This window comes from Geomonas terrae (assembly GCF_004791675.1).
Classification (GTDB): Bacteria; Desulfobacterota; Desulfuromonadia; order Geobacterales; family Geobacteraceae; genus Geomonas; species Geomonas edaphica.
In genome coordinates this window covers 781212-794760 of sequence record NZ_SRSC01000002.1, presented here as the reverse complement: position 1 = coordinate 794760, position 13549 = coordinate 781212, and the positions used below count along the sequence as shown (strand labels likewise).

The 13549-nt window shown below is 63.5% G+C and carries 10 protein-coding genes; 9 read left to right on the top strand and 1 reads right to left on the bottom strand.

Annotated features, from left to right (window positions below; all coding sequences use genetic code 11):
• The first annotated feature begins 106 nt into the window (after positions 1–106).
• The 9 genes from E4633_RS10675 to E4633_RS10635 all read left to right on the top strand — a co-directional run bounded on the left by E4633_RS10675 (position 107) and on the right by E4633_RS10635 (position 11302).
• Complete coding sequence (locus E4633_RS10675; RefSeq protein WP_198419420.1) at positions 107–1666, top strand: efflux transporter outer membrane subunit; 1560 nt, start codon at positions 107–109, stop codon at positions 1664–1666.
• Positions 1663–2730: an HlyD family secretion protein gene (locus E4633_RS10670; protein ID WP_135870221.1), complete on the top strand. Its 1068-nt coding sequence runs from the start codon at positions 1663–1665 to the stop codon at positions 2728–2730. The genes E4633_RS10675 and E4633_RS10670 overlap by 4 nt, the downstream gene beginning before the upstream one ends.
• Entirely contained in the window at positions 2727–5507 is a 2781-nt protein-coding gene (rbbA, locus tag E4633_RS10665; RefSeq protein ID WP_135870220.1) for a ribosome-associated ATPase/putative transporter RbbA, read from the top strand. The genes E4633_RS10670 and rbbA overlap by 4 nt, the downstream gene beginning before the upstream one ends.
• Positions 5508–5509: 2 nt before the next feature.
• Positions 5510–6631 carry an ABC transporter permease gene (locus tag E4633_RS10660; RefSeq protein WP_135870219.1) on the top strand — a complete coding sequence of 374 codons (1122 nt, stop codon included), beginning with the start codon at positions 5510–5512 and terminating at the stop codon, positions 6629–6631.
• Between the two features lie 71 nt (positions 6632–6702).
• Positions 6703–7695 (top strand): TAXI family TRAP transporter solute-binding subunit, encoded by a 993-nt coding sequence (locus E4633_RS10655; RefSeq protein ID WP_135870218.1) that lies wholly within the window; start codon positions 6703–6705, stop codon positions 7693–7695.
• A 21-nt stretch (positions 7696–7716) separates the two neighbouring features.
• Positions 7717–9003 carry an alpha/beta fold hydrolase gene (locus tag E4633_RS10650; protein WP_246038031.1) on the top strand — a complete coding sequence of 429 codons (1287 nt, stop codon included), beginning with the start codon at positions 7717–7719 and terminating at the stop codon, positions 9001–9003.
• 2 nt (positions 9004–9005) lie between these two features.
• The gene (locus E4633_RS10645) at positions 9006–9830 is read left to right on the top strand and encodes an MlaA family lipoprotein (protein WP_281276758.1); all 825 of its coding nucleotides are present in this window, start codon (positions 9006–9008) and stop codon (positions 9828–9830) included.
• A 20-nt stretch (positions 9831–9850) separates the two neighbouring features.
• Entirely contained in the window at positions 9851–10819 is a 969-nt protein-coding gene (locus tag E4633_RS10640; protein WP_135870217.1) for a hypothetical protein, read from the top strand.
• 171 nt (positions 10820–10990) lie between these two features.
• A complete protein-coding gene (locus tag E4633_RS10635; RefSeq protein ID WP_135870216.1) occupies positions 10991–11302 on the top strand; it encodes a hypothetical protein in 312 nt (103 codons plus the stop codon).
• 153 nt (positions 11303–11455) lie between these two features.
• Here the strand turns inward: E4633_RS10635 and E4633_RS10630 are convergent, their stop codons facing one another.
• Positions 11456–13327 carry a cytochrome c3 family protein gene (locus tag E4633_RS10630; protein ID WP_135870215.1) on the bottom strand — a complete coding sequence of 624 codons (1872 nt, stop codon included), beginning with the start codon at positions 13325–13327 and terminating at the stop codon, positions 11456–11458.
• Positions 13328–13549: the final 222 nt, after the last annotated feature.

Sequence of the window (13549 nt, the reverse complement as noted above, 5' to 3'; positions counted from 1 at the left end):
GTTTATAGTTTTAACTAAGCGCCCTCTTGCGGCTATGAGAGACTTTCCCGCTCCATGGTGCTTGCTGTAGCTTGTGAAGAATTCCTTGTGACAGAGGAGCACATTCATGGCACAGAAAGAAGAGGGCGATCCACGGGAGCCTGAACCTACGCTCCGGGCGCTGCAACCGCTCGTCCGGAGCCTCCCACGCGCGGTGCATGCTTTCATGCACCTTCGCCGTCTCTTCTTCACCCTGGCCGCTATCGTCACGGCTGCCGCCCTTGCTGGCTGTTCCCTCAAGCCTGCTTACCAGCGACCCGCGCTTCCTGTCCCGCAGCAGTATCCCGGTGTCTCAGATCGCGGTGCGGCTGCCGGCGCCCCTGCCTCATGGAACGTCTTCTTCACCGACCCCGAGTTGAAACGCCTTCTTTTCCTCGCCCACGGTAACAACCGGGACCTCCGCGTCGCGCGCGCCAAGGTCGAGGAGGCACGTGCCCTCTACGGCATCCGCCGCGCTGACCTGCTCCCCGCGATCACTGCGGGCGCCGGTTACGAGCGTTCACGCACCCCCGCCGATCTCTCGGTCACGGGGGGGGCGATGATCACCGACGTTTTCAGTGCCGGTCTTTTCCTCGCTGCCTGGGAGCTCGACTTCTGGGGGCGCCTCAGGAGCCTCAAGGAGGGCGCCCTCGAGGCTTACCTCGCAACGGACGAGGCCCGCCGCGCCGTGCAGGTAAGCCTGACCGCCCAGGTCGCCCAGAGCTACCTGCAGGAGCGCGAACTGGCGGAAAGGGTATCCCTTGCCGAGGCCACCATCGCGAGCCGCGAGGAATCGTGGCGCATCGCCCGGCGCCGCTACGAGGTCGGCTCCGCCTCGAAGCTCGACGCGGTGCAGGCCGAGACCCTCCTGAACCAGGCGCGGGCCGAACTGAGCGTTCTCAAACGCCTGCGCGATCTCAACCTGAACGCGCTGGGTCTGCTGGTCGGACGGGAGGTGCACCTCGATCCGCTTCCCCTATCCACCGTGGAGGAGAGGTTCCTTGCCGAAATCCCCCCCGGGCTCCCCTCCGAGCTCCTCCTTTACCGCCCCGACGTCATCGCCGCCGAGCACGAACTCAAATCGGCCAACGCGGCCATAGGTGCGGCGCGCGCCGCCTTCTTCCCGGCCATCGCTCTCACCGGCAACTTCGGCACCGCGAGCAGCGCGTTAAGCGGGCTCTTCGCCTCCGGAAGCGGCGCCTGGAGCTTCGCCCCCGCCATCTCCGTCCCAATCTTCCAGGGGGGGCGCAACGTCGCCAACCTGGAACTCGCCCGGGCGCGCGAGGTGGAAGCGGTCGCCCAATACGAGCGCGTGGTGCAGCGCGCCTTCCGCGAGGTGTCCGACGCGCTGACGCAGCGGCGCTGGCTGGCCGAGCAGGTACAGGCGCAGCGGGCGACCCTCACGGCCCAGACGGAGCGGACGAGGCTTGCGCGCCTTCGCTACGACACCGGCGCCGCTCCCTATCTGGAGGTGCTTGACGCGGAAAGGGACCGCTTCGCGGCCCAGCAGGCCCTGGTGCAGACGCGGCGCGCCATCCTTGCCGCCGGGGTGGATCTCTACGCCGCCCTGGGGGGAGGTGGTGGGGAAGGTGACGAGGGGGACCCCGGTGCGGCGAGTGCTACGGGTGGGAAGGAGGCCATGCCATGAGGGGGTGGGGAAAGTGGAGGATCTTCGTCGTAACGGGCGTTTTACTGGTGCTGCTCGCCCTGGTTCTGTGGCAGCGCTTCGGCCGCAGCAACGGGGATGAGGGGATCGTGAGCGGCAACGGGCGCATCGAGGCGGTGGAGATCGACGTCGGACCTAAGAGCCCCGGCCGGGTGCGGGAGATCATCGTGCGCGAGGGGGATTTCGTCCGCTCAGGACAGACCCTCGCCGTCATGGATACCGAGGTGCTCGAAGCCCAGCACCGGGAGGCCGGTGCGCAGTTGGTGAAAGCGCAAAACGCGGTGCTTACCTCGAAAAGCGAGATGATGCAGCGCGCAAGCGAGAAGGCGGCGGCCCGGGCGGTGGTGGCGCAGCGGGAGGCGGAGCTCGCCCTCGCAGGGAAAAGGGTCTCCCGCTCCTCGACCCTCGCCGCCGAGGGGGCCACCTCAAAGCAGGAGGCGGATGATGACCTCGCCCGTCTGGAGAGTGCTAAGGCCTCGACCGCCGCGGCGCGCGCCCAGGTGGCGGCGGCAGAGGCGGCAGTGACAACGGCACGGCAGAAGACGCTGGGCGAAAGTTCCAACGTGGCGGCGGCGCTTGCCACGCTGCAGCGCATCGAGGCGGACCTGAAGGACGCGGCACTCAAGTCGCCGCGTGACGGGCGGGTGCAGTACCGGGTGGCCCAGCCGGGTGAAGTGGTGGCCGCGGGAGGGCGGGTACTAAGCCTCGTCGACCTGAGCGACGTCTACATGACCTTCTTTCTTCCTACCGCTGCGGCCGGAAGGGTGGCGCTCGGTACCGAGGTGCGTCTCGTGCTCGATGCGGCGCCGCAGTACGTGATCCCGGCCCGGGTTTCCTTCATTGCCGATGTGGCCCAGTTCACCCCGAAAACGGTGGAGACCGCAAGCGAGCGGGAGAAGCTCATGTTCAGGGTGAGAGCCCAGCTCCCGGTCGACCTGCTCAAAAGGCACATCACCCAGGTCAAGACCGGTCTCCCGGGTGTCGCCTACGTGAGGCTCGACGAAAAGCGCCCGTGGCCCGAGCGCCTTAATAAGGTGGTCAGATGAACCTGCCTGCGCCTCCAAAAGAACCGGTCGGGGGGGACGCCGTCATCGTCGATGGCGTCACCTTGCGCTACGGAAAGACCCTTGCGCTCGACTCGGTAACCCTTGCCGTTCCAGCCGGGCGCATGGTGGGGACCATCGGCCCGGACGGGGTCGGTAAATCGACCCTCTTCTCGCTCATCGCAGGTTCCCGCAGGCTGCAGGCGGGGAGGGTGGAGGTGCTCGGGGGGAGCATGGCGGATGCCGCGCACCGCAGGCGCGTCTGTCCGCGCATCGCGTACATGCCGCAGGGGCTCGGCCGAAACCTCTACCCGACCCTTTCCGTGTTCGAGAACGTCGACTTCTTTGCGCGGCTCTTCGGCCACGGCCGCGCCGAGCGTGAGCGCCGCATCGGCGAGCTTTTGAGCGCCACCGGACTGGAACCCTTCGCGGGGCGTCCCGCCGGGAAGCTCTCCGGGGGGATGAAGCAGAAACTGGGGCTTTGCTGCGCGCTGATCCACGACCCCGACCTGCTCATCCTTGACGAGCCGACCACCGGGGTCGATCCGTTATCGAGGCGCCAGTTCTGGGAACTGATCGAAAGGATCCGCGAGCGCCGGCGCGGCATGAGCGTCCTGGTCGCCACCGCCTACATGGAGGAGGCGGCCCGTTTCGACTGGCTGGTGGCGCTGAACGCGGGGCGCGTCCTCGCCACCGGGACGCCGGCGGAACTGCTCGCCGGGACCGGGAGCCGGTCGCTCGAAGAGGCCTTCATCGCGCTCCTCCCACCGGCGCAGCGCGAGGGGTATCGCCCGGTGCAGATCCCCCCTAGGGAAGGTGAGTTAGCCGCGGAAACCGCCATCGAGGCCTCGGGGCTTACCATGCGTTTCGGCGACTTCACCGCGGTGGACCGGGTCAGCTTCAAGATCGGCAAGGGGGAGATCTTCGGCTTCCTCGGCTCCAACGGCTGTGGCAAGACCACCACGATGAAGATGCTCACTGGGCTGCTTCCCGCCACCGAAGGGGAGGCGAGCCTCTTCGGCCGCCCCGTCGATCCCGGAGATCTCGACGTCAGGCGCCGCGTCGGGTACATGACCCAGTCCTTCTCGCTCTACACGGAACTCTCCGTGCGCCAGAACTTGGTGCTGCATGCGCGGCTTTTCCGCCTCCCGGAACGGGCTATCCCCCAGCGCGTCGCCGAGATGGCGCGGCGCTTCGGGCTGGATAAGGTGATGGAAGCCCTTCCCGAGTCGCTTCCGCTCGGGGTGCGCCAGCGCCTATCCCTGGCGGTCGCCATGATTCACGGGCCGGAGCTTCTGATTCTGGACGAGCCCACCTCCGGCGTAGACCCGGTGGCACGGGATGCCTTCTGGCAGATCATGGTCGACTTGGCCCGTCGCGATCAGGTCACCATCTTCATCTCCACCCACTTCATGAACGAAGCGGAGCGTTGCGACAGGATCTCCCTGATGCACGCCGGGCGGGTTCTCGTGAGCGACGCCCCGGCGCATCTTGTGGAAAAAAGAGGAGCCGCCAACCTGGAGGATGCCTTCATCGCCTACCTGGAAGAGGCCTGCGAAGAGCCCGCGGCAGTGGACGGCGCCTTCGCACCCGGTGCTGCGAGCGGCCCGGGTGCCGGGGTGGAAGGGGACAGCGGTGCGGCGCCCGCCGGGAACTTCAGCATGCGCCGCCTGCTAAGCTACGCGCACCGCGAGTCCCTTGAGCTCTTTCGCGACCCGGTCCGCCTCTGCCTTGCGCTTCTTGGCAGCGTCATCCTCATGTTCGTCATGGGGTACGGCATCACCATGGACGTGGAGGACTTGAGCTTCGCGGTCCTGGACCGGGACCAGAGTGTCTTAAGCCGCGACTACGCGCTGAACCTTTCCGGTTCGCGCTACTTCAGCGAGCGCCCCCCGCTGCACGACTACCAGGAGCTCGACCGCCGCATGCGCGCAAGCGACATCTCCCTCGCCATCGAGATCCCCCCCGGGTTCGCTAGGGACCTGCAGCACGGCAGGCCGGTCAGCGTCGGCGCCTGGATCGACGGCGCCATGCCATCCCGCGCCGAGACGGTGCGCGGCTACGTCCAGGGGATGCACGCCCACTGGCTCGCCTCACAGGCGCGGCAACGTCTCACCTCGCCACCCGCGGCCTCCCTCGTGCGCATCGAGACCCGCTACCGTTACAACCCGGACGTGAAGAGCCTTCCGGCCATGGTCCCCGCCGTCATCCCGCTTCTTTTGATGATGATCCCGGCCATCGTCACCGCCCTTTCCGTGGTGCGCGAAAAGGAGCTCGGCTCCATCGTGAACCTCTACGTGACGCCGGTGACCAGGCTCGAATTCCTGCTCGGCAAGCAGATGCCGTACTTGCTCCTCTCCATGGCGAGCTTTCTGCTCCTTACCCTCCAGGCGGTCTTCATCTTCCGGGTTCCCATGAAGGGGAGCTTCGTGGCCTTCTGTCTCGGCGGGCTTCTCTACGTCGGGACCGCCACTGGGCTTGGCCTGGTCATCTCCACTTTCATGAAAAGCCAGATCGCCGCGCTCTTCGGCACCGCGCTGCTCACCATCCTCCCGGCCGTCGAGTTTTGCGGCATGCTGGAGCCGGTCCGCTCCCTCGAGGGGGCGGGGGCGCTGATCGGCAGGGTCTATCCCACCACGTACTTTCTCCTGATCTCGCGTGGCACCTTCGGCAAGGGACTCGGTTTCGACGAGCTGGAGCTGTTCTTCATCCCCCTGGCGCTCGCTGTTCCGCTCCTTATCCTGCTGGGGACGGCCCTCCTTAAAAAACAGGAGCCGTGACCATGCGTGTGGCGAACGTCTTCAACCTCGGCGTGAAGGAACTCTTCAGCCTGCTGCGCGATCCGGTCATGCTGGTGCTCATCGGCTACGCCTTCTCGCTCGCCATCTACGCCGCCGCCACCGCGATGCCGGAAACGCTCCACAAGGCGCCCATCGCCGTGGTAGACGAGGACCGCTCCCAGCTCTCCACCCGCATCATCGACGCCTTTTACCCGCCGCAGTTCTCCGCGCCATCCCTGATAACCCGAGAGGAGATGGACGCGCGGATGGATGCGGGGCTCGACACCTTCGCCCTCGCCATTCCCCCCGATTTCCAGCGCGATCTCCTCGCCGGACGCCAGACCGAGATCCAGCTGAACATCGATGCCACCAGGATGAGCCAGGCCTTCACCGGCAACAGCCACATCCAGACCATCGTCTCCAACGAGATCACTACCTTCCTGAAGCGCTACCGCCCGGACTCCGGGCAGCAGGTGGATCTCGCACTCAGGGCGCGCTTCAACCCGGAGCTGAACAAGTCATGGTTCGGCGCGGTCATGAAGATCATCGACAATATAACCCTCTTATCGATCATCCTGACCGGCGCCGCTCTGATCCGCGAGCGCGAGCACGGCACCGTCGAGCACCTCCTGGTCATGCCGGTTACCCCCTTCGAGATCATGACGGCGAAGGTCTGGGCCATGGCCGTCGTGGTCCTTGCTGCCACCACCGCGTCCCTCTACCTCGTAGTGGAGGGGGCGCTCGGTGTGCCGATAGAGGGATCGGTGCCGCTCTTTCTCGCGGGGACCGCGCTGCACCTCTTCGCTACCACCTCACTCGGCATTTTCCTCGGAACCGTCGCGCGCAGCATGCCGCAGTTCGGCCTGCTGACCATGCTGGTGCTGCTGCCGCTGCAGATCCTTTCGGGAGGCACCACGCCGCGCGAGAGCATGCCTGCACCGGTGCGCGGCGTCATGCTCGCCGCCCCGAACACCCACTTCGTAATGCTCGCCCAGGCGATCCTCTACCGGGGCGCCGGTTTCGACGTGGTGTGGCCCCAGTTCGCCGCGCTCTTTCTCATCGGGTGCGTGCTCTTTGCCATATCGCTGTCACGTTTCCGCAAAACTATCGGAACCATGGCGTGAGCGCCGTGTGGCAGCGTGAAAAGATGGTATAACTATGCCTTGTTGCCGATTTCGGCTCAAAGGAGGAACCCATGGATTTTCGCCGGCCGCCTGCGCCCATTCTGGCGCTCCTCGCAGTTGCCGCAATGTTTTTCCTGCTCTCACCTGTACGGCTTCTAGCCGCACCGCTTCAGTCCCTGACCATCTCTTCAGGTACCACCACCAGTTCCTACTACGCTGCCGCCAGCGCCGTCGCAAAGGTATTCAACAAAAAAGCGAGGGCGTACGGCTTCAGACTGGCCAACACAGCTTCGGCCGGGTCCGTCGCCAACATCGATGCCGTCGCCGAGGGGAAGGCCGATTTCGGCATCGCGGAGACCGAACTCTTGAAGCGTGCCGCTGCCGGAGTGCGCCCGTGGGAAGGTAAATCAAGAGGGAACCTGCGTGCCGTACTGGGACTCTATCCCGCCACAGTCACCATAGTCGCCGCGGTTGACAGCGGTATAAGAAGCGTTGCCGACCTGAAGGGGAAGCGGCTCGGCATAGGCGCGCCAGGCTCAATCGACAACACCTTCGCCGGTGCGTTCCTGCAGATGTCGGGGCTCAACCCGGGGGAGGTGATCACCACCGAGAAGTCCACGGCTCTCGCCCCTGAGCGCTTGCAAAAAGGGGAGATCGACGCTTACCTCTGCATCGTCGGCCACCCCAACCTGACCGTGCTTGAGGCGAGCGCGGGAGCAAGGAAGGTCCGCCTGGTCCCCTTGAGCGACGAACTGATCGGGCAGGTGGCGGGAAGCAACCCGCTCCTTTCGCCGGTGGTCATCCCGACGCGGTTTTACCCGGCTGTGGAGTTGGGCGGAGAAGTGCGCAGCCTCGGTATCCGCACCGTCTTCTTCACGCGCAGCGATCTCCCGGATGAAAAGGTGTACGCCATAGTACGCGATATCATGGGGAATTTCGAACTGTTCCGGCGCCAGCACCCGATCCTGCAGCAGCTCACCCCCGAGCAGGCCTCCAGGGTGGCGGTGATCCCGTTGCACCCCGGCGCCGTGCGTTACTTCAGAGAGTCCGGCCTCATCCCTTAAGGCCGCTAGCGGAGGTTCATCGTGAAAAGTCTTCTGGTTCTGGCGCTCCTCATGATTCTTCCCGCTGCCGTTCTCGCGGCGGTTCCCGTCCCGCCGACCTATTTCTATCCGTTCGTGAACCCGTACGAGGCGACGGTTATGGAGCTTCCCCGCGAGTTCGAGGTTCGGCTCCCAAGCGAGATCCCGGTGCGCGAATTCGTGGTGCACCCCTTCCCGAAAAGGCACATCCCTGAGGTGTTCTGGTACGAAAACGGCCTCACCTGCTCTCTCGCTTATCAGGACCGGGAAGCCCCCCTTGTCTTCCTGATCGCCGGATCAGGATCGCGCTTCGACGTGCCGCGCATGCTCAAGCTGCAGAAGGTTCTTTACAAGGCCGGGTTCCACGTTATCTCGATTACTTCCCCAACCCACATGGATTTTGTGGTAAACGCGGCCAGCGGGCTTCCGGGGATCGCGAGCGACGATGCGAAGGACCTCTACCGGGTCATGGAGCTCGCCTGGCAGAAGGTGCGGGGGGATGTCCGGGTGTCTTCCTTCATGCTCGCCGGTTACAGCCTTGGCGGCTTCGATGCCGCCTTCATCGCCAGGATCGACGACCGCGAGCACCGCTTCGATTTCAAGCGCGTGCTGCTCATCAACCCGCCGGTCTGCCTTTACGACTCGGTGACCGCCCTGGATCAACTCCTGGTCGACAACGTCCCGGGTGGCATGGACAACTTCGATGCCTGGTTCCGCGGGGTCTTCAGCCAGACCATGCAGTTGGCCGAGTCGTGGGGGCCGGGAGGGCTTAGCGGTGAATCCATGTACCGAACCTACAAGCGGATGCAGCCAAGCGAGAGCAACCTCGCTGCGTTGATCGGACTCACCGCACGCATGAACGCGGCGGACATGATTTTCACCGCGGACGTCATGAACGGCGGCGGATACATCGTACCCAAAAACGTGCGCCTTACCTCGACCACCTCGCTCACCCGCTATGCCATCGTCGCCTACAAGACCAGTTTTGCCGATTACTTCAACGAATGGCTCTTACCGCACTACCAGATGAAAGAACCAGGGCTGACGCGCCAGGCGCTCCTGCAGCGCGAGAACCTGCGGGCGCTGGAACCGTACCTGAGGGGGAACGCCAAGTTCGGCCTGGTGCACAACGAGGACGACATCATCCTCGTCCCGGGCGACATCGAGTACCTGGAACGGGTGTTCGGCGACCGGGCCTGGATCTTTCCAAGCGGCGGCCACATGGGGAACATGTTCCAGCCAGACGTGGTCTCGGCGATAACCGGCTTTCTAAAGGGTAAGGAGGAGTGACCATGAAAAAGCACGCCCCCTGCAAAGGTTCCAACAACATGCGCGGCCGGCAGGGAAGGGGACGCGCGCGTCTTATCGTCGTTGCGGCAGGCGCCATCCTGGCGGCAGGTTGCAGCACCCTTCCCGTCACGACCGGGCCCGTGGAGCCGCCGCTGCGCCGTTACGAGGATTTCGTGAAGCCGGGGCAGCCCAACATGCTCGAAGTGAAGGACTCCGTCGAGGGGTTCAACCGGGGAAGCTACCACTTCAACTATTACTTCGACGAGTACCTGTACCGCCCGGTGGTGCGCGGCTACGAGATCATCACGCCCGATTACCTGGAGGACCGCGTCTCGGACGCCATCGACAACCTCAACGAAATAACCAACTTGACTAACAACCTGTTCCAGTTCAAATTGAAGGCCGCCGGGGTCACGGTGAGCCGCTTCGTGATCAACTCGACGGTGGGCGTCGCCGGGCTTTGGGACCCTGCCACCCATTTCGGCCTGAAGCGCCAGACCGATGACTTCGGGCTCACGCTCGGGCACTACGGAACCGGCGGCGGTTCCTACCTCATGCTCCCGGTGGTCGGCGCGTCCAACGTCCGGGATACCACTGGGTTTGTGGCCGACCTTGCCACCTTCAATTTCATCGGTCCGGTCGCCTGGGTGAACGACCGCACCGCCACTTGGGTCTATTCCGGCGTCTACGCGGTCGACCGCAGGCACCGCACCCCGTTCAGGTACCGCCAGACCGGCTCACCGTTCGAGTACGAGCTGATCAGGACCCTCTACACGATGAAGCGCGACTTCGACATCGAACAGACCAAAACAAAGGACGTAAAGTGATCTAGAAGCAGGAGGAAGCGTTGCTCAGGTTTTTCCAGTCCATCTTCCGCCGCCCCCGCAAAGAAGGGGGCGGTATCCCCGATTCCCTCGTCATCAAAGCCATCGAGCGGGCCGTGGACGGCACCGATCCCTGGATCCGGGCCGTCTCCGGTTATCGCAAAAAGCTCCGCCCCGCGGTGCTGCATGCCATCGAGCACGTCGTCGCCCTCGTGGACGGTACCGTGTCCCCGCTTATGCTGGATGTGGCCGCCTACGACAGCGATCCCTACCTGCGCACCTATTTCATATCGACAAACGAGCTGCGGATATTCCTGGAGCAGGAGCCGAGCCTGGCCGAACTGCGCGAAAGGCACGGCACGCGCCACGGCGCGACCGGGCTTCTGCTCATGCAGAAGAGGGAGCGGGTGGGGCTTGGCGCCGAGATTTCCGGCGACGTCATCTTGAAGGACGTGCCGCAGGTGTCGGTCAGCTTCGAGGCGCACCGCCTCATGGACGTGAGCGGGAAGGAGGAGGAGACCCGGTACCAGCTGAAGCGCCGCGCTTACGACCACCTGCTGCGCATCGCCCTCGGCAGGATCGCCGAGATCAAGACCAGGCGCGGCGCGCTGGAAAAGCACCGCGCCCTGCTGAACTCGAAGCTGTCACTTTTGCAGCGCGAGGGGTGGGGCTTCGATCCCACTACCGGTGAGAAGCCGAACGTAGCCGAGGTGGAGAAAAACCTCGCCGATATCGAGGCGAGGCTTCTGGAAATAGGAAAGGACGACAAGATGCTCGAGGTCTACCTCGGGGTGGTGGCCGACGTGCTGGGGCATGCCGAGGAGCACCTCTGGGTCGCTAGGGAGTCCTTGGTAGTCGACCGCATGGGAATCAAGCGCAAGGAGGTCTCCGCCGACGCCAGAGAGGTTCAGTTGGACGTGCTGGGCGATGCGGAAGGGAGGAGGCTCGTGGTCGCTCTGGTCACCATCGCTGGTACGGCCGGCGGCGCCTAGATTCCTGAGGAATATGCTGCGAATGTTGTTGGATATTCTCTACTTTTCTCGGGTGTAATCTCTGTGACGACGTGAAATCAACCTGTTACAGGTTGGCATGCCTGATGCTCTTATTAAGGCAGTAGCGCGGATGTCGCTACATAAAACCAACTCAGAACAGGAGGATTTTCTATGAAACGCAAACTGGCAGTGTTGATGGCGGTATCCCTTTTCTCGGCAGCGGTTCCGGTGTGGGCGGAAAACACGACGACCCACGACATGATGCATCAGCATCAGGCTGGTGACGCCAACTGCGAGCGGGACTGCGCTCTTCTCATCAAAGACTGCAACAACCAGGTAGACAGCATCCAGGACAGGATCAAAAAGCTTCAAACGGCCATCAACGAGAAGGGTGCTACCACTTACACCCGCGATGAGCTGCAGATCCTGAATAAAAAGCTCCAGGAAGCCAACGAGACGCTGCGCCAGCTCACGAGGCACTAGGGGATCGATAGCCGCCTCCGCCGTGGGGCGGATGAGACCCGGAAAAGAAAGGGCCCGCTTCGATAGAGGCGGGCCCTTCTTTTGTCGCTTCTCTGTTGTTCTATCTAAGGCTTAGGGCCTCACCGGGGACCGCACACACCTCGATGCCTCGGTTCAGCGTTTCCGAAACATGGATTTGGCGAGCTCCAGGTTATGATACGCAATCGCTCTAAGCTTGGATTTGTCGGGCTCCTTGCTGTCGTCTAGCTGAGCCAGAAACGCATCGAGTTCCTTCCGCGCTGCATCCGTCCTTTTCCTCTCGTACGGCAGCGAGAAGTCGATCCCCTTCACGTCCCAGGCGCTCATCGGGAGCAGGGCGAAGGGGGCGAAATCTTCCAGCTTCCGGTTTCCCGCCGGTTCCGGTTTTTCCCACGTCTGGTCGGTGAACCTTAGCCCGTCCTTGTCGGCAAGCACCGTATAGCTCCCCTTGAAGGCCTTTTTAACGTCGGTCTTCTCGAAGTAGTTCCAAGCCGATTTTCCCACCTGCACCGCTGAGTCATGACACGTCCCGCAACCGCGCGCTTTTCCAATGGCATGGCTCATCTTGTCCATCTGCACCCAAAGGATCGCCTTGTTGCCTGACGGGAGACCGCCGCGCGTTCCGACACCGATGTAGGCGTCGTTCACCTCGCGCGCACTGCGCACAGCCTCGAAAGAGGACGGCTCACCGATCGCCGTGTTCCCCGGTATCTGCCGTTTCGGGATCTCGCGGAACAAGAGCCCCGTGGGGGCGAGCTCCATGGTTTGGTTCATCACCGCCATCGGGTACGGCTTGACGCCGATCCAGCGCCCGTCGGCGTTCTTGATGATGGTGGGGAGGTCACGGGTGCCGTAATACTCCTTGTGCTTGCCGTACGGGGTCTCCGTTCCGAAGGTGACGCCGGGGCCCCAGAAGGTGTATTGGTAGGCGCCGACCACGGTCACGTGGCAGGCGGCGCAGTCGACCTTCGCGTGTGGTGACGCCTCAACTGCTTTGACGATATCGGCGTGGCACGTTTTGCAGGAGCTGCGTGCCTGCTCGGAACCCAAGTGCCCGAACTTGTGGTTCGTGGGCTTATGACAGTCGGTGCAGGTGACCCCGGCCTTGAAATGTGCCTCCTGCGGAAGGTTCGGCGGGAAGGAGTAGTCGCCGCGGAAATACCCGGCGCCGCGCCTGCGGTCCATGGGGCCTGCGTGACAGATGGTGCCGCGACCGCCGCCGTAGCAACTGGTCGTGTCGGGACGGCCGAAGCGGTGGCTGCCGGTACCTGCGTGCGGCTTGTAGTGGCAGTCGTTGCACCCGGCGTGGCACATGTTGCAGGCGCGGTTCGATGCGTCGTTCTGCGCCTCGGAGTAGGGGACCGCGGTCTGCTTTTTCAGGTTGTCGTAGTTCTGCCCGAACCACATGCCGCAGTTTTGCGGACCCGGGAGTTTCTCGGACCAACTGCGGAACGATCTCTGGTGCTTGTTCAATCCCATCTCAGAGTTTGCATAATCCTTCACCTCCTGCTCATGGCACCTGCCGCAGGTCTTGCGTGCGATGTCCGGGGAAAAGGCGAAGGTCTTAGGATCACGGTCCTGCCAGTGAAGCCCCGTAGCCGCTTTGGCCCCCGCAGCCGCCAGTTTCGCCGGGTCCCCTTCCGGGATGAGCGCCTCCATGTCGGACGAGCGCGGCAGAAGGGCCTTCGTCGCCCCTGCCGTCTGCCTGGACAGCGCCTCACCCTTGACCTTGGGGCCCACGCCGACCACAAAGGGGCGCAGCATGCCGCGATGCGCCGCTTCCTTGTCTTTTTCCTTTCCCTCGCCCAGATGGCAGTCCACACAGGTAGCCCCCGGCATGTTCACCTCGAGATCAACCTGTGTCGGGTCAAGGTACATCGACTCGGCGCCCAGCGCCTTCAACCTGGCCTTGTCACTGTGACAAACCACGCACTGGGAGTCCGCATCGTAACCCCACACCTGGGCCGATACGATCAGAGACAGTACGACGAACGCTACAACTTTCATACAATCCTCCTTGATACAGACATAGATTTCCTCTGTGTCTGGGGGGAGATGTTACAGCGAATTCCCTCGTTGGCAATACGGAAACTGTTCCAGTCAAGACCTGCGGCGGCTCAGCGTAAAGTTTTGTAAAAAACGGTAACCGTAGACATTTCAATTCTTTACAACTCCGGAATGCCTTTGCCGCTATACTGGGCTGGCTTTTAAAAGAACGATTACCTAGAG